We start from the raw sequence: 15,776 nt of genomic DNA, 5'->3' as shown, positions 1-15,776 counted from the left end.
CATGTTACGAGCCGGTAGGAGTGCGGTTCGGTTTGGCCTTCCTGGGCTGGACGTCGAGGTCCTCCCGCAGCCGGTCCAGCTCGCTGCGAAGGTAGTCCCGCGTCGCGACCTCGCCGACCGCCAGCCGCAGCGCCGCCAGCTCCCGGGCCAGGTACTCGGTGTCGGCCTTCGTCTGCGCGGCCCGGTTCCGGTCCTCGTCCAGCGAGACGCGGTCGCGGTCGTCCTGCCGGTTCTGCGCGAGCAGGATCAGCGGCGCCGCGTACGCCGCCTGCGTCGAAAAGGCCAGGTTGAGCAGGATGAACGGGTACGGGTCCCACTGCAGTGACACCGCGAACAGGTTCAGCACGATCCAGACGAACACCAGCAGCGTCTGCCAGAACAGGTACTTCCCGGTGCCGAGGAACCGGGCGACGCGCTCGGTGAGCCTGCCGAAGGTGTCCGGATCGATGTTCAGCTTGAACCGGCTCTGGCTGCGCGGCTGGTCGAGCCGCCGTCCGGTCGTCAGTTCAGGCACGGTCCGCCTCCTCCAGGTGTTCGCCGGTCTCGCCGGTGGTGTCGTGCAGGCCGGTTTCGCGCCAGTCCTCGGGCAGCAGGTGGTCGAGCACGTCGTCCACGGTGACCGCGCCGAGCAGGTGGTCTTCGGTGTCGACGACCGGCCCGCAGGTCAGGTTGTAGGCGGCGAAGTACCGCGTGACCTCGGCCAGCGTCGCGTTGGGCCGCAGCGCCGCCAGACCGGTGTCGACGGCGCTCGCCACGAGTTCCGCCGGCGGCTCGCGCAGCAGCCGCTGGAAGTGCACGACGCCGACGAAGCGCCCGGTCGGCGTCGCGGTCGGCGGGCGGCAGACGAACACCATGCTGGCCAGCGCGGGCGGCAGCTCGGCGTTGCGGATGTGGGCCAGCGCCTCGGCGATCGTCGTGTCGGGCGTGAGCACCACCGGCTCCGGGGTCATCAGGCCGCCGGCGGTGTCGGACGAGTAGGCCAGCAGCCGCTTGACCGGCGCGGACTCCTCCGGCTCCATCAGCTCCAGCAGCCGGCTCTGCTCCGCGGGGGCGAGCTCGGCGAGCAGGTCGGCGGCGTCGTCCGGGTTCATCGCCTCGAGGATGTCGGCCGCGCGCTCCTCGGCGAGGTAGGACAGCAGCTCCTTCTGGTCGTCGTCCGGCAGCTCCTCGAGGACGTCGGCGAGGCGCTCGTCGTCCATCGCGTCGGCGACCTCGTGCCGGCGCTTGAGCGGCAGGTCGCGGACGGTCGCGGCGACGTCGACCGAGCGCATGGTGTCGAACAGCATGAGCAGCTGGCCCGCGCCCTGCGGCTGCTTCGCCAGGTCGGCGAGCCCCAGCCCGGCGACCTCCTCCCACCGCAGCACCTGCATGGCCGACCGGCGGCGCCCCAGCCCGGCGCGCCGCTCGCGGATGGCGATCTTGGCCAGCACCCAGTCGCGGGTGCGGGTCGGCTCCATCCCGGCGTCGACGACGGTGATCCGGGTGCCGGACCCGGCCAGCGTCGCGTGCGCGTCGAGCAGCTGGCCGAGCACCAGGACCTCGTTGGGGCGCTGGTTGAACTGGCGCATGTTGACCGAGCCGGTGGCGAGCGTCACGGCGCTCGGTTCGATCGAGGTGACGCGCAGCATCGGCACGAACACCCGCCGCCGCGTGGTCAGCTCGACGACCAGCCCGAGGATCCGCGGTGGCTGCGCGTCGAGACGCAGGCCGGCGACCAGGTCGCGGACGCGTCCGATGGACTCGCCGTCCGGCCCGAAAACCGGCAACCCGGACAGCTGAGCTGCGAAAACCCTGTTGACCGCGGCCATGCCGCCGACCCTATCGGCTGGCTGCCCACGGAGCGATTTCCGCCACGGTGGCGAACGCCGGGTCGTCGCTGTCCTCGCCGGAGTCCGCGAACTCCTCGACCATCCAGATCCAGTTCTGCACCGCGCGCACGAGCGTCCAGGCGCGTGCTTTCTCGGCGTCCAGCTCCAGCGAAGCGACGATCAGCGCCATCCGTTCGTCCAGTGTGGACTCGGTGAAGCGGTTCCAGAACAACGGGATCACGCCGTACTCGAGGTCGCCGGCCAGCGGCTTCGGGTCGATGACCAGCCACGGCTCCCGCGTGCCGGCCAGGACGTTCTGGAAGTGCAGGTCCTCGTTCACCAGCAGCGATCCCGCGTCCGGCCCCAGTTCGCGGCAGATCGCGACGGCGTCGTCGACGAGCCGCCGCTCGAACGGCTCGCCCAGCTCGGCCCACCGGCGGGGCAGCTCTTCGGCGAGTCTTTCGGCCTCCGCACGCACACTCCTGGCCAGCCCCGGCGGCGCGGGGACGGCCAGGCGGCGGGCCAGCGAGCCGAGCAGCGGGACGGCTTCGCGCAGCGGGAGGTCGTCGAGGGTGCGCGTGGCGTCGAGCCGTTCGAGCAGCAGGACGCCGTCCTCCGGGGCGGACTCCAGCAGCAGCACCGCACCCCGGCCGGCCCATGTGGACAGTGCGAGCGGCTCGTCGGCGGACTCTTCGTCGCGCCAACCGAGTTTAAGCACCACCGGCGTGCCATCGGGCAGGCGCGCGGGCTGCACCACGCCGACGTAGCCGTGCATGGCCACGCCCTCGAACGTCAGGCCCCACTTCCGGGCGTACCCGGCGGCCAGGTCCGGCAGGGCGGCCACCCAGGCGGCGGCCTCCGGGCCGAGCACCCGGGGCGCCCGGTCGGCGAACAGCGGCGGGACGCGGAGATCGTTCACCACCCCAGTCTGGTCGGCGCGTCCAGTGCGTTTCGTCCTGGTCGGGGCGGGCGTACGCTGGGGTTTCAGGGGAAAATCGCAACCCCGGGAGCAGCCATGGTGGTGGAGATCCTCAGCGCCGTAGTCGTCGCGGGCGGAGCCTGGCTCGCGGCCGGTGTGCGCGTCGTGAAGCAGTACGAACGAGGGCTGGTCTTCCGGTTCGGCCGGGTGCGGGCCCGGGTCTCGGACCCCGGCCTGACGCTGCTGGTGCCGTTCGTGGACCGGATGCAGAAGGTCAACATGCAGATCGTGACCCTGCCGATCCCCGCCCAGGACGGCATCACCCGGGACAACGTCACGGTCCGGGTCGACGCGGTCGTCTACTTCAAGGTCATCGACCCGGTCGTCGCGGCGGTCAACGTCCAGGACTACCGGTCGGCGGTCGGCCAGGTCGCGCAGACGTCGCTGCGCTCGATCATCGGCAAGAGCGAGCTCGACGACCTGCTCTCCAACCGCGAGCGCCTCAACGAGGGCCTGGAGCTGATGATCGACAGCCCGGCGCTGGACTGGGGCATCCACATCGACCGCGTCGAGATCAAGGACGTCGCGCTGCCGGAGGCGATGAAGCGGTCGATGTCGCGGCAGGCCGAGGCGGAGCGGGAACGGCGCGCGCGCGTCATCTCCGCCGACGGTGAGCTGCAGGCGTCGCACAAGCTCGCGCAGGCCGCGGCGACGATGGCCGACACTCCGTCGGCGATGCAGCTGCGGCTGCTGGAGACGGTGGTCCAGGTGTCGTCGGAGAAGAACTCGACGCTGATCCTGCCGTTCCCGGTGGAGTTGCTGCGCTTCCTCGACGCGCACACGCCGAAGGCCGCACCCGCGGCTCCCGCGCCCGCGGCCCAGCCGGAGCCCGAAGCCGTGGAGGCGAAGCCGGAGGCGAACGGCCACGCGACGCCGTCGCCGCGCAGCCCCGGCGACGCGGTGCTGCCGGCGGACTAGGTCAGCTGGCCGTTCGCGGTCAGGATGATGAGAGTGGTGAAGAAGCCGACCCACAGCGCGATCACGACGTAGCCCACGATGACGGCGGCCGTCGCCAGCCCGCGGCCGCCCGCTTCGCCGCGGTTCGTCTTGCTCAGCGCGAGGTGGCCCATGACCAGCCCGGCGATCGCGGTGATGCCGGAGCAGAAGCCGAGGATCGAGCACACCAGCGCGCCGATCGCCAGCGCGTTGTCCGCGCGGCGCGAGGCGGGGACATACGGCGGCTGGACGTAGGGCGCCGGGCCGCCGTACGGCTGACCGTAGGCCGGCTGGTACGGCTGCTGGTACTGGTACGCGTACGTCGGCTGCGGCGTACCGGGAGCGACGTACGGCGTGCCGGGGATGTGCGCGGCCGGGGCTTCGAACGCGCCGGGCGGCAGCTCACCGGCCGGCTCCGGAGCGGGCGGCTCCGGAGCCGGTGCGGAGGTTTCCGAGACGGCGGTGTCCGAGACGGCGGTGTCCGGGACGGTGGCGCCGGCGATCGTGCTGTCGGCCGCCGGCGGGTCGTAGTTCTCCGGCGTGTACGACGCGGGCTCCGCGGTGGGCGGCGGGTCGTACGAGACAGCCGGGTCTTCCGGACGGTCCTTGTCCCCGGACGGGTCGGTCATGGCGGGTCCCCTCGGTGCGTGCAGGAAGCCAACGTTAGCGGGCGTTCAGCGCAGGCCTCCGAAGAAGCCGAGGGTGAAGAGCAGGGCCACCAGCGCGATGTTCAGCGCGACCCCGGCGTACCCCACGATGACCGCCGCCAGCGCGAGCCCCTGCCCCTCCGCCTCGCCGCGCTTCGCCTTGGCGAGGGCGATGTGGCCCATCACGATGCCCGCGATGGTGACGAGGAAGCAGAGGAAGATGCCGAGGATCGAGCAGATCAGGGCGCCGACGGCGAGCCCCGGCCCCTCCGGCGGGCGCTGCATCCCGCCGGGGTACTGCGGCGGGTACTGCGGAAAGCCGCCGGTCGGGTACTGCTGGCCGTAACCGGGCTGCTCGTAGCCGCCCGAAGGCGGCTGCTGGCCGTACGGATTGTTCGGGTCCTGCGGATAAGTCATGGTTTTCCCTCCCGCGGAGCACTTTACGGTGCAGATCACGGGCAGCGTGAGCGCCCTCATAGCAGGGTTGGGGCTTTCGGGTCATACTCACCGGTAACCCAGCGCCGGGAGCCGGCGTCGCAACCGGAAAGGGAGCCGTGATGGCCCGTCTCGCCCAGACCGCCGGCTTGACCGACGTGCAGTCGGAGATCCTCGCGACCGTCCGCTCGTTCGTGGACAAGGAGGTCATCCCGCACGCGCAGGAGCTCGAGCACTCCGACACCTACCCGGCGGACATCGTCGAGGGCATGAAGGAGATGGGCCTGTTCGGGATCACCATCCCGGAGGAGTACGGCGGGCTCGGCGAGTCGCTGCTGACCTACGCGCTGGTCGTCGAGGAGATCGCGCGGGGCTGGATGAGCGTGTCCGGCGTGATCAACACCCACTTCATCGTGGCGCACATGATCACCCGCCACGGCACCGAGGCGCAGAAGCAGCACTTCCTGCCGCGCATGGCGACCGGCGAGGTGCGCGGCTCGTTCTCGATGTCGGAGCCGGACCTCGGCTCGGACGTCGCGGCGATCAAGACCAAGGCGAAGAAGACCGACGACGGCTACGTCATCGACGGCGCCAAGATGTGGCTGACCAACGGCGGCTCGTCGAACCTGATCGCGCTGCTGGTCAAGACCGACGAAGGGGCCGAGAAGGCCCACCAGAACCTGACGGCGTTCCTCGTCGAGAAGCCGGAGGGCTTCGGCGAGGTGGCGCCGGGCCTGACGATCCCCGGCAAGATCGACAAGATGGGCTACAAGGGCGTCGACACGACCGAAGCGGTCTTCGACGGCTACAAGATCGGTGCCGACATGGTGCTCGGCGAGGCGCCGGGCAAGGGCTTCGCGTACATGATGGACGGTGTCGAGGTCGGCCGCGTGAACGTCGCCGCGCGGGCGTGCGGCATCGCGATCCGGGCGTTCGAGCTGGCGGTGGAGTACGCGCAGCAGCGCAAGACGTTCGGCAAGGCCATCGCCGAGCACCAGGCCGTGGCGTTCAAGCTGGCCGAGATGGCGACCAAGGTCGAGGCGGCGCACCTGATGATGGTGAACGCGGCGCGGCTGAAGGACTCGGGCGAGCGCAACGACGTCGAGGCGGGCATGGCGAAGCTGATCGCGTCGGAGTACTGCGCGGAGGTCACGCAGGACGCCTTCCGCATCCACGGCGGTTACGGGTACTCGAAGGAGTACGAGATCGAGCGCCTGATGCGCGAGGCCCCGTTCCTGCTGATCGGCGAGGGGACGAGCGAGATCCAGAAGACCATCATCAGCCGCGGCCTGCTGCGCGAGTACAAGTCCCGCTCCTGAAGGAAGGCGCCGATTGTCGATACGGCGACAGTCGGCGCCCGGCCTTTCGGGGTAAGCGGCTCGCACGGTCCGGGCGTTCTTGACAAGATGGACGCCCAGACCCACGAGTGCGCAGGTGATGATGGTGAGTAGTCCCTTTGGCGGGGGCCGGGCGCAAGGTGGCCTCCCGCGGCTGCCGACCCCGCCGACCGGCTGGCCGATCGGGTCGTACGCGACCTACGGCGAGGCGCAGCAGGCCGTCGACTTCCTCGCGGACAGCGAGTTCTCCGTCAGCGACGTCACGATCGTCGGCGTCGACCTGATGCTCGTCGAACGCGTCATCGGGAAGCTCAGCTGGGGCCGCGTGCTCGGCACCGGCGCCGTCTCGGGCGCCTGGTTCGGCCTGTTCGCGGGGTTGCTGCTCGGGCTCTTCGTCAACCAGGGCTTCGCGCTGCAGCTGCTCACCGGGCTCGTGCTGGGCGTCCTCTCCGGGCTGATGTTCGCCGCCATCGGGTACAGCATGTCGCGCGGGCGGCGGGACTTCTCCTCGGCGAGCCAGCTGGTCGCCGGCCGCTACGACGTCCTGTGCCAGCCGCGCTCGGCCGAGCGGGCCCGGGAGCTGCTCGCCAAGCTGGCGCTCAAGCCGCCGCCGGCCAACATCTGAAAGAAACCCTGGAAAACACCGCCAATACCAGGGGAAAATCACAGTTCAGTCTGCAGTGGGCTGAATCGTTACCGATACTGCTTGCGGGGTGTGATCGCCCGGCATAAGTTGTCCGACACCAGTCGGGCGGCCTCGCCCTACCAGCGCGGCGGCCCGATCACTAGCACGTCGGGGTGCTGGCGCGGTTCGCCTCATCGCGTCGTGGTGCCACCGGCACCGCGGTATCCGGCGTGCATGCGGGTGAGGAGGCCTTATGGGGAAGAGGATCGGCGCGGGCAAACGGGGGCGCTCGCCCGGCCGTACCGCGGTCCTGCTGGGGGCAGGGGCTCTGGTGACCGGCATGCTGGCCGGTTGCGGATCGAGCGGCGGGCTCAAGATCAACGTTTACTACGCGCCCGAAGACAGCTTTCAGAAAGTCGTCGACAACTGCAACGCGGCGGCGAACGGCAAGTACGAAATCGTCTACAACAAGCTGCAGCGCGGTGCGGACGACCAGCGCCTGCAGATGGCCCGGCGGCTCGCCGCGGGCGACACCGCGATGGACGTCCTCGGCCTCGACGTGACCTGGGTTTCGGAGTTCGCCGAAGCCGGCTGGGTCGAGGAGTGGAAGGACCAGAACAAGGCGGCGGCGACCGAAGGCGTCCTGCAGGGACCGCTCGAAACGGCGACCTACAACGGGAAGCTCTACGCGGCCACCAAGAACACCAACGTCCAGCTGCTCTGGTACGACGACCGGATCACGCCCACGCCACCGAAGACGTGGGACGAGATGATCCAGACGTCGAAGGACCTGAAACAACGCGGCAAGCCGTACAGCATCGTGTTCACCGGCGCGCAGTACGAAGGCCTGGTCGTCTTCTACAACACGCTCGTGGAGTCGATGGGCGGGCACATCCTGTCCGACGACGGCAAGTCCGTCGTCCTGGACGACGGCGCGGTGAAGGCGCTGGCGCTGCTGAAGCAGATCGCTTCGTCGGGCATCACCGACCCGTCGCTGACCAACTCGAAGGAGGACGACGTCCGGCAGACGTTCCAGCGCGGTGACGCCGCGTTCGAGCTCAACTGGCCGTTCGTCTACGCCTCCTACGCCAAGGAAAAGCCGCAGGACGTCTCGCACTTCAAGTGGGCCGTCTACCCCGAGGCGCAGGCCGGCACGCCGGCCAAGACCACGATCGGTGGCTACGACCTCGGCGTCAGCTCGCTGTCGCAGCACAAGCCCGAGGCGTTCGAAGCGGCGCTGTGCCTGCGCAACGCGGAGAACCAGAAGTTCTCGGCGATCAACGACGGGGTGCCGCCGACCATCGAATCGGTGTACCACAACGACGCGCCGCTCGACCCGTCGAAGCCGGCGAGCGCCGACAACCCGAACATGGCGCTCAAGTACCCGATGCGCGACTCGATCATCGACGCCATCAAGGACTCGGCGGTGCGGCCGCTGACCCCGGCGTACCAGAACATGTCGACCGTGATGTCGAAAGTCCTTTCCCCGCCGGGTGACATCGACCCGAAGGCCACCGCGGACAAGCTGCGCGAGCAGCTCAACGACGCGCTCCAGTCGAAGGGAGTGATCCCGTGACCGTCCAGGACTCGACCCCGGCGGACACCTCCGGGGCCACGGTCGCCCAGGAGGCGACCTCCCACAAGAAGGGCAAACCCGCCCTGTCGGAAGGGAAGAAGGCCGAGCGGAAGCTCGGGCTGTGGTTGTGCGCACCCGCGTTCGTCGTGATGATCGCGGTCACCGGCTACCCGATCGTCTACTCGATCTGGCTGTCCCTGCAGCGCTACGACCTGAGGTTCCCGGCGCAGCAGGAGTTCGTCGGCTTCGACAACTACGGCGCCGTGCTGTCCAACTCGTACTGGTGGACGGCGTTCGGCACCACGATGTTCCTGACCGTGGTGTCGGTGGCGATCGAGTTCGTGCTCGGCATGGCGCTCGCCCTGGTCATGCACCGCACGCTCGTCGGGCGCGGCCTGGTCCGCACGGTCGCCCTGATCCCGTACGGCATCGTCACGGTCGTCGCGGCGTTCTCGTGGTACTACGCGTGGACGCCGAAGACCGGCTACCTGGCCAACTGGCTCGCCTCCGACGGCGCGCCGCTGACCGACCAGTGGCCGTCGATGTTCATCATCATCCTCGCCGAGGTGTGGAAGACCACGCCGTTCATGGCGCTGCTGCTGATGGCCGGCCTCGCGCTGGTGCCGGACGACCTGCTCAAGGCCGCGGCGATGGACGGCGCGAGCGGGTGGCAGCGGTTCACGAAGGTGATGCTGCCGGTGATGAAGCCGGCGATCCTGGTGGCACTGCTGTTCCGCACGCTCGACGCGTTCCGGATCTTCGACAACATCTACGTGCTCACGGGTGGCGCGCAGGACACCGGATCGGTGTCCATGCAGACCTACGACAACCTGGTCAAGGGGCTCAACCTCGGGATCGGGTCGACGATGGCGGTGCTGATCTTCATCACCGTGGCGATCATCGCCTTCATCTTCATCAAGGTGTTCGGCACGGCCGCACCTGGCTCGGACGACGGGGGTAAGCGCTGATGGTGATGGGAACCGTCACGACGGGCCGCAAAGTTCGCTGGGGCCTGGTCGACATCCTCGTGCTCGTGTTCGCGCTGGTGCCGGTGCTCTGGGTCGTTTCGCTGTCGTTCAAGACCAAGGACACGCTGACCGACGGGTACTTCATCCCGCAGTCGTGGACCTGGCAGAACTACGCGGACATCTTCCAGACGTCGGAGTTCCTGCTGGCGCTGGTCAACTCGATCGGCATCGCGATCATCTCCACGGTGATCGCGGTGGTGCTGGGCACGATGGCCGCGTACGCGATCGCCCGGCTGGAGTTCCCCGGCAAGCAGCTGCTCGTCGGCCTCTCGCTGCTGATCGCGATGTTCCCGCAGGTGTCGCTGGTGACCCCGCTGTTCAACATCGAGCGGAACCTGGCGCTGTTCGACACCTGGCCGGGGCTGATCCTGCCCTACATCACGTTCGCCCTGCCGCTGTCGATCTACACGCTGTCGGCGTTCTTCCGGGAAATCCCGTGGGAGCTGGAAAAGGCGGCGAAGATGGACGGCGCGACGCCGGCCCAGGCGTTCCGGAAGGTGATCGCGCCGCTGGCCGCGCCGGGTGTGTTCACCACCGCGATCCTGGTGTTCATCTTCTGCTGGAACGACTTCCTGTTCGCCATCTCGCTGACGTCGACCACGGCGTCGCGCACGGTGCCGGCGGCGCTGTCGTTCTTCACCGGGTCGTCGCAGTTCGAGGACCCGACCGGGCAGGTGAGCGCGGCCGCGGTCGTCATCACCATCCCGATCATTGTGTTCGTGTTGTTCTTCCAGCGTCGCATCGTGGCGGGGCTGACCTCCGGTGCGGTGAAGGGGTAGTCATGGCAGAAATCGTCCTCGACAAGGTGTCGAAGAAGTACCCCGACGGCGCGCTCGCGGTGTCCGAAGTGGACATCACCATCGCCGACGGCGAGTTCCTGGTGCTGGTCGGGCCGTCCGGCTGCGGGAAGTCGACCATGCTGAACATGGTGGCGGGCCTGGAGGACATCTCCTCCGGCGAGCTGCGCATCGACGGCAAGCGCGTCAACGAGAAGGCCCCGAAGGACCGGGACATCGCGATGGTGTTCCAGTCCTACGCGCTCTACCCGCACATGAGCGTGCGGGAGAACATGGCCTTCCCGCTGCGGCTGGCCAAGGTCGACGACCAGACGGTGCGGGCGAAGGTGGAGGAAGCGGCGACGATCCTCGACCTGACCGCGCACCTGGACCGCAAGCCGGCCAACCTCTCCGGTGGCCAGCGCCAGCGCGTCGCGATGGGCCGGGCGATCGTCCGGAACCCGAAGGCGTTCCTGATGGACGAGCCACTGTCCAACCTGGACGCCAAGCTCCGCGGCCAGATGCGGACGTCGGTGTCGAAGATCCAGAAGCAGCTCGGCACGACGACGCTGTACGTCACGCACGACCAGACCGAGGCCATGACCCTCGGCGACCGGGTCGTGGTGCTGCGCGGCGGGTTCGTGCAGCAGATCGGCGCCCCGCAGTTCCTCTACGAGAACCCGGCGAACCTGTTCGTCGCGGGGTTCATCGGCTCGCCGTCGATGAACTTCGTGCCGGCCACGCTGGAGAACAACGAACTGCGGACGCCGCTCGGGGTCACGCCGCTGACGGACCGGATCCGGCAGCTGGTGGAGAAGGCGGACGCGCCGCGCGAGGTGCTGGTCGGCATCCGGCCGGAGCACTTCGAGGACGCGGCGCTCGTCGACGCGGCCCAGAAGTCCGGCGGCGGCACGTTCACCGCGCACATCGACGTCCTCGAGTCGATGGGCTCGGAGAAGTTCGCCCACTTCACGGTGGAGGGTGAGACGGCGACGTCCGCGGAACTGGCGGAACTGGCCGCGGACAGCGGTTCGGCCGACGTCCCCGGCTCGGAGTCCCAGATCGTGGCCCGCCTCTCGGCGGAGTCGTCGGCGAAGGAGAACGAGGACCTCGAGGTCTGGTACGACGCGGACAAGATCAAGCTGTTCGACCCGTCGAACGGCAAGAACCTCACCTACGAGGACTGACCCGCGAGTCCGTGAAGGCCACCTCGGCTCGGAGGTGGCCTTCACGGCGTTTCAGGGGTGCAACGTGGGGCGGTAGACCAGCTCCTGGATGCTGCCGTCGAGCGTCCGGGTCTCGAGCAGCTCGAGGTCGAAGTCCCCGGCACCGGCGAAGATCGGGTTCACGCCGGTCTTGCCGGTGATGACCGGGTAGAGCGTCACCTGGACGCGGTCGACCATGCCGGCGGCCAGCAGCGCCCGGTTCATCGCGAGGCTGCCGTGCGAGCGCAGCGGTACGTCGGACTCCTTCTTGAGCCGGGCCACGACGTCGACGGCGTCGCCGCCCAGGACGGTCGCGTCCGGCCAGTCGAGCGTCTCTCCGAGGGTGTTCGACACGACCGTGGCCGGCAGGCCCCGCAGCCGCCGCACCCACGGGTCGAGCTCGTCGTCGGGGACGCCGGCCAGCATCGCCACGTTCGTCCGGAAGGTCGTGGCGCCGAAGACCATCCGCTGGTCCGCCTCGTACTGGGCCAGGCGGTGCGCGAGCAGCTCGGGACCTTGCTTGCCCCAGTAGCCACCCCAGTCGCCGTGGTGGTCACCGAAGCCGTCGAGGCTGCAGAAGACGTCGAAGGTGTAGGTGGCGGTCAAGGTCGCGTCCTTTCATCGTCCGGAGCCAGGCGGGCTCGCCGGGTCTCCAGGAAGGTCCGTTCGGTTTCGTTGCCGGCCAGCGCGATCGCCTCGTCGTAGGCGGTGGCGGCCTCGGCGAGCCGGCCGAGGCGGGTCAGCAGGTCCGCGCGGGTGGCGGGCAGCAGGTGGTAGCCCGGCAGGTCCAGGTCTTCGATGGTGGCCAGCGCCAGCGCCGGGCCGTGCACCTCGGCGACGGCGACCGCGCGGTTGAGCGCGACGATCGGCGTCGGGTTCTGCGCCAGCAGCTGGTCGTAGAGCGCCAGCACCTGCGTCCAGTCGGTCGACGGCCCGTCCGTGTGCACGGCGTTGATCGCGGCCTGCAGCTGGTACGGCCCCGGCCGGTTGCGGCGCAGGCACCGCCGCACGAGCTCGTGCCCCTCGGCGATCAGCTCCTGGTTCCAGCGCGACCGGTCCTGCCGCGCGAGCACCACCAGCTCACCCGAGGGACCCACCCGCGCCGGCCGCCGGGCTTCGGTGAGCAGCAGCAGCGCCAGCAACCCGAGGACCTCGGGCTCGTCCGGCATCAGCTCGGCGAGCGCCCGCGCGAGGCGGACGGCGTCGGCGCACAGGTCCGTCCGCAGCAGCTCCCCGGACGTCGACGCGTACCCCTCGTTGAAGATCAGGTACAGCACGGTGAGCACCGAGGCCAGCCGGTCGGGGAGCTCGGCGGCGTCCGGCACGCGGTAGGGGATCCCGGCGTCGCGGATCTTTTTCTTCGCGCGGACGATCCGCTGCGAGATGGTCGCTTCCGGGACGAGGTAGGCGCGCGCGATCTCCGGCACCTCCAGGCCGCCGAGCAGCCGCAGGGTGAGTGCCGTCCGCGCGAGTGGCGACAGCGCCGGGTGACAGCAGGTGAAGATCAGGCTGAGCTGGTCGTCGCGCACCGGTCCCACCTCCTCGGGTTCGTCGGGTTGCCGCAGCAGCAACGCCTGCGCGTGCCGGGCTTCGCGGGTGCTTTCCCGGCGCAGGCGGTCGATCGCCCGGTTGCGGGCGGTGGTCACGATCCACGCGCCCGGGTTGGGCGGCAGCGCGTCGTCCCACTTCGTGACGGCCACCGCGAACGCGTCCTGCACGGCCTCCTCGGCGAGCCCGATGTCCCCGAGGATGCGCGTCAGCGTGGCCACGCACCGGCCGTACTCCGCCCGGTAGACGGCGTCCAGGTCCATCAGCGCCGGCGCGAGCCGTCGTCGAACGGGCGCACCTCGATCGGCTGCCGGCAGGCCAGCGAGCACTTCTCGGCCCAGGCGAGCGCCTGGTCGAGGTCGTCGGCCTGGATCACCCAGAACCCGCCGAGCTGCTCCTTCGTCTCGGCGAACGGGCCGTCGGTGATCGTGGTGGTGCCACCCGCGGTGCGCACGACCGTCGAGGCGTCCGAGTGCTGCAGGCCGCCGACGAACACCCACACCCCGGCGTTCTTCATCTCGTCGACGACCTGGCCGGTGCGGGCCATCTGCGCCTGCAGCTCTTCTTCGGGCTCCGGCGGCGCGCTTTCGTCGAGCTGGACGGCGAGCAGGTACTGCCTCATCACGGGGCTCCTTCCTCCGGGCGGGGCGACCGGCTCGGTGCCGGTCCCTCACCCTGGCTACGAACGGGCTGGGCGCCGTTCGACATCGCCAGGAGAAAAGTTTTGGGGAAAGTCGCGGGTTACGCCATGGGGAGGCGCGGCAGGATCGCGTTCGCCGCGGTGCGAGCCAGCTCGCACGTGGCGTCACCCGCCGTGCCCGCCGTCTCCACCACGCTGAGCTCCGCCAGTTCGCGGTGGCCGGGCAGGCCAGACGCCGGCTGCGTGGTGTCGACCAGGCAGAACGCACCCGTGACGCGGACCCGGGCTTCGCGGCCGCCGAGCGTCTCGGGCGGTCCGGCCGGGGCCGTCGCCTCGTCCGTCTGCACGGTCAGCTTGAAGCTCACCTTGCCGCGGATGCAGCTGTGCCCGGACAGTCCGATCGCCGGCCGGCTGCCGGCGCCCGCGACGGCGCCGAGGTCGGGGGTGTCCAGCAGCACGCACGGCGCCACCAGGCCCCACGAGCGGTCCGGGAACTTCAGCCGGCCCACCTTGTCCGCGGTGACCGCGGCCAGCACCGAGCCGACGGCCGCGTCCGCGACGCCGCAGCGGCCGTCCTGGTCGTCACCGGCGTCGGTGACCGAGAGGTCGAGCCGGTTGCCGTCGGCGAAGGTGATCGCCCGGGTGCACGCGCTGCGGTCGTTGAACATCGACTGCTGCACCGCGACGCCGTCGGGCACCGGTCCTTCGTAGGTGTAGGGCTTGATGTTCGGGTCGGAGTCGAAGGCCAGCGGCCCCACCAGGATCGTGCGCCCGCCGGCGTCGGCCCGGCAGGTCTCGAACGTCGGGGTGGTGACCGCGCCCGGTGCGACCTTGGGCACGTCGAGCAGGCTGCAGTAGTCGACGGTCGCGAAGTCCCCGAGCGCGGCGGAAGCGGTCAGCGGCGTGGGCCCCGACGACGTCTCGGGAGCGGCCTGGGTCGTCGCGCACCCGGCGGTGAGCAGGGCGCAGAGCATGGCGACGACCAAGGAAAGCGGACGCGGGTACACGGTGTGCAAGTATCACCGGATCGAAGCGAAAAACCAGCCCTGACGGGGACATCTCTCAAAGTTTTTCGCGCCCCGCAAGGAGAACGCGCAGGTCACCGCTTTCCGCACCGGTTTCCCGGGTTTCGCCGGGGCTTCCGAACGAATTTCGCTTTTACCGTCCCCTAAGGGAGCGATCCTTCTCGCGAGCGATGCGGAAGCGGGTGCTCCGGTGGTCAACTGGGGATATCGAACTTCGAGGAAAGGGAAAGACGATGAGCGCACCGGTCACCACCCGACGGCTGTCCCGTCCCCGCTACGGCCGCATGATCGGCGGCGTGTGCGCGGGTCTCGCCCAGCGGTGGGGCATGAAGACCAGCACCGTGCGGCTGCTGGCCGTGCTGTCCTGCCTGCTGCCCGGGCCGCAGTTCGTGGCCTACCTGATCCTGTGGGCGATCATCCCGTCCGAGTGACGGCGATTCGGCGCGAGCGGTGTTTCAGGGGCGCCAGCAGGACATCGCTTCGTCGACCTCGTCCACCCCGAGCGGCGGGTGAGGTAGCTCCGAGGGCTTGCCGGGCTGCGCGCGCAGCCCGTCCAGCAGCATCGCCAGGCAGCGGCGCCACAGGTCCGGCTCCACCGCGGACGTGAACTCGATCGCCGAGCCGACCATCATGTGCAGCAGGGGGATGTCCGTCGGAGAGAAGTCGGCGCGCAGGCCGCCCGCCGCCTTCGCCCGCTCGACGAGCTGTGTGATCAAGGGCACCATGCGGGCCTTTTCTTCGGCGACGTGCTCGTGGCCGAACTTGTTGGACAGCATGATCTCGCGCAGTCCGCGGTCCCCGGAATGAAGCTCGATCGACTTCCAGGTGAAGTCGACGAACGCCTGCCAAGCGTCTTCGGCCTTGAGCGCTTCCTCCGCGAGATCGCCGATTTCTTCCATCCGTTCGGCGAACATGGCTTCGACCAGGTGTTCCTTGCTGGGGAAGCGCCGGTACACCGTGCCGACGCCAAGACCGGCGTGGTGCGCGATGTCGTCGAGCGTGGCTTCGAGGCCTCGTCGGCCGAAGACTTCCCGGGCCGACTGGAGGATGCGGCGGCGGTTGAGTTCGGCGTCGCGCCGCAGCGGCCGCGCCGGTGCGGCGGGACCTGCGTCCCGTGTCATGCCACCAGTCTAGCTCACAAAGTAGAGGCACCCTCTCCGGTTTGTGTGTACCTTGGGACGCGTAAGGGGAGATACCTACTCCACATAGCT

General features: G+C 69.5%; 18 protein-coding genes. 8 read left to right on the top strand and 10 right to left on the bottom strand.

Going from position 1 to position 15,776, the window contains the following annotated elements; translation table 11 throughout:
• Window positions 1-4: 4 nt before the first annotated feature.
• From ACZ7OU_RS00795 to ACZ7OU_RS00785, 3 genes are read right to left on the bottom strand one after another with little or no spacing between them, the layout of a single operon-like run.
• A complete protein-coding gene (locus ACZ7OU_RS00795) occupies window positions 5-514 on the bottom strand; it encodes a DUF1003 domain-containing protein (protein WP_470253819.1) in 510 nt (169 codons plus the stop codon).
• On the bottom strand, window positions 507-1,808 hold the full coding sequence (locus tag ACZ7OU_RS00790) for a magnesium transporter MgtE N-terminal domain-containing protein (RefSeq protein ID WP_470239181.1): 1,302 nt from the start codon (window positions 1,806-1,808) through the stop codon (window positions 507-509). The genes ACZ7OU_RS00795 and ACZ7OU_RS00790 overlap by 8 nt, the downstream gene beginning before the upstream one ends.
• A 10-nt stretch (window positions 1,809-1,818) precedes the next feature.
• A complete protein-coding gene (locus ACZ7OU_RS00785) occupies window positions 1,819-2,730 on the bottom strand; it encodes an aminoglycoside phosphotransferase family protein (RefSeq protein ID WP_470253818.1) in 912 nt (303 codons plus the stop codon).
• 93 nt (window positions 2,731-2,823) lie between these two features.
• On the opposite strand from ACZ7OU_RS00785, the gene ACZ7OU_RS00780 reads away from it, so the two are divergent.
• Window positions 2,824-3,705, top strand: a complete 882-nt coding sequence (locus ACZ7OU_RS00780; RefSeq protein WP_470253817.1) for a slipin family protein — start codon at window positions 2,824-2,826, stop codon at window positions 3,703-3,705.
• On the opposite strand, the gene ACZ7OU_RS00775 is transcribed toward ACZ7OU_RS00780, so the two are convergent.
• A complete protein-coding gene (locus ACZ7OU_RS00775; protein ID WP_470253816.1) occupies window positions 3,702-4,352 on the bottom strand; it encodes a DUF4190 domain-containing protein in 651 nt (216 codons plus the stop codon). The two genes, ACZ7OU_RS00780 and ACZ7OU_RS00775, sit on opposite strands and share 4 nt — an antisense overlap.
• Before the next feature lie 45 nt (window positions 4,353-4,397).
• The gene (locus ACZ7OU_RS00770) at window positions 4,398-4,787 is read right to left on the bottom strand and encodes a DUF4190 domain-containing protein (RefSeq protein WP_470253815.1); all 390 of its coding nucleotides are present in this window, start codon (window positions 4,785-4,787) and stop codon (window positions 4,398-4,400) included.
• Between the two features lie 140 nt (window positions 4,788-4,927).
• Between ACZ7OU_RS00770 and ACZ7OU_RS00765 the strand changes: the two genes are divergently transcribed.
• From ACZ7OU_RS00765 to ACZ7OU_RS00740, 6 genes are all read left to right on the top strand, one after another.
• Window positions 4,928-6,124, top strand: coding sequence for an acyl-CoA dehydrogenase family protein (locus tag ACZ7OU_RS00765; RefSeq protein ID WP_470253814.1), 1,197 nt, complete (start codon window positions 4,928-4,930; stop codon window positions 6,122-6,124).
• A gap of 118 nt (window positions 6,125-6,242) precedes the next feature.
• Entirely contained in the window at window positions 6,243-6,767 is a 525-nt protein-coding gene (locus ACZ7OU_RS00760; RefSeq protein WP_470239175.1) for a YflT domain-containing protein, read from the top strand.
• Between the two features lie 253 nt (window positions 6,768-7,020).
• Window positions 7,021-8,343: an ABC transporter substrate-binding protein gene (locus ACZ7OU_RS00755; protein ID WP_470239174.1), complete on the top strand. Its 1,323-nt coding sequence runs from the start codon at window positions 7,021-7,023 to the stop codon at window positions 8,341-8,343.
• The gene (locus tag ACZ7OU_RS00750; RefSeq protein ID WP_470239173.1) at window positions 8,340-9,311 is read left to right on the top strand and encodes a carbohydrate ABC transporter permease; all 972 of its coding nucleotides are present in this window, start codon (window positions 8,340-8,342) and stop codon (window positions 9,309-9,311) included. The genes ACZ7OU_RS00755 and ACZ7OU_RS00750 overlap by 4 nt, the downstream gene beginning before the upstream one ends.
• Window positions 9,311-10,150: a carbohydrate ABC transporter permease gene (locus ACZ7OU_RS00745; RefSeq protein WP_323334521.1), complete on the top strand. Its 840-nt coding sequence runs from the start codon at window positions 9,311-9,313 to the stop codon at window positions 10,148-10,150. Before ACZ7OU_RS00750 ends, ACZ7OU_RS00745 begins: the two co-directional genes overlap by 1 nt.
• Before the next feature lie 2 nt (window positions 10,151-10,152).
• Window positions 10,153-11,334, top strand: a complete 1,182-nt coding sequence (locus tag ACZ7OU_RS00740; RefSeq protein ID WP_360469667.1) for an ABC transporter ATP-binding protein — start codon at window positions 10,153-10,155, stop codon at window positions 11,332-11,334.
• Between the two features lie 51 nt (window positions 11,335-11,385).
• Here ACZ7OU_RS00740 and ACZ7OU_RS00735 read toward each other — a convergent pair whose 3' ends face one another.
• The 4 genes from ACZ7OU_RS00735 to ACZ7OU_RS00720 all read right to left on the bottom strand — a co-directional run bounded on the left by ACZ7OU_RS00735 (window position 11,386) and on the right by ACZ7OU_RS00720 (window position 14,514).
• Complete coding sequence (locus ACZ7OU_RS00735; RefSeq protein WP_470253813.1) at window positions 11,386-11,958, bottom strand: dihydrofolate reductase family protein; 573 nt, start codon at window positions 11,956-11,958, stop codon at window positions 11,386-11,388.
• Window positions 11,955-13,163 (bottom strand): RNA polymerase sigma factor, encoded by a 1,209-nt coding sequence (locus ACZ7OU_RS00730; RefSeq protein ID WP_470253812.1) that lies wholly within the window; start codon window positions 13,161-13,163, stop codon window positions 11,955-11,957. Before ACZ7OU_RS00730 ends, ACZ7OU_RS00735 begins: the two co-directional genes overlap by 4 nt.
• A complete protein-coding gene (locus ACZ7OU_RS00725; RefSeq protein ID WP_470239170.1) occupies window positions 13,163-13,522 on the bottom strand; it encodes a YciI family protein in 360 nt (119 codons plus the stop codon). Before ACZ7OU_RS00725 ends, ACZ7OU_RS00730 begins: the two co-directional genes overlap by 1 nt.
• 119 nt (window positions 13,523-13,641) lie before the next feature.
• Window positions 13,642-14,514 (bottom strand): hypothetical protein, encoded by an 873-nt coding sequence (locus tag ACZ7OU_RS00720; protein WP_470255856.1) that lies wholly within the window; start codon window positions 14,512-14,514, stop codon window positions 13,642-13,644.
• Between the two features lie 284 nt (window positions 14,515-14,798).
• Between ACZ7OU_RS00720 and ACZ7OU_RS00715 the strand changes: the two genes are divergently transcribed.
• Entirely contained in the window at window positions 14,799-14,996 is a 198-nt protein-coding gene (locus ACZ7OU_RS00715; protein ID WP_155549215.1) for a PspC domain-containing protein, read from the top strand.
• Window positions 14,997-15,020: 24 nt separating this feature from the next.
• Here the strand turns inward: ACZ7OU_RS00715 and ACZ7OU_RS00710 are convergent, their stop codons facing one another.
• Entirely contained in the window at window positions 15,021-15,686 is a 666-nt protein-coding gene (locus ACZ7OU_RS00710; RefSeq protein ID WP_470239169.1) for a TetR/AcrR family transcriptional regulator, read from the bottom strand.
• Window positions 15,687-15,776 lie beyond the last annotated feature (90 nt).

It is taken from the genome of Amycolatopsis sp. NPDC114505, assembly GCF_055633615.1.
This window is presented reverse-complemented; position numbering and strand designations above follow the sequence as displayed.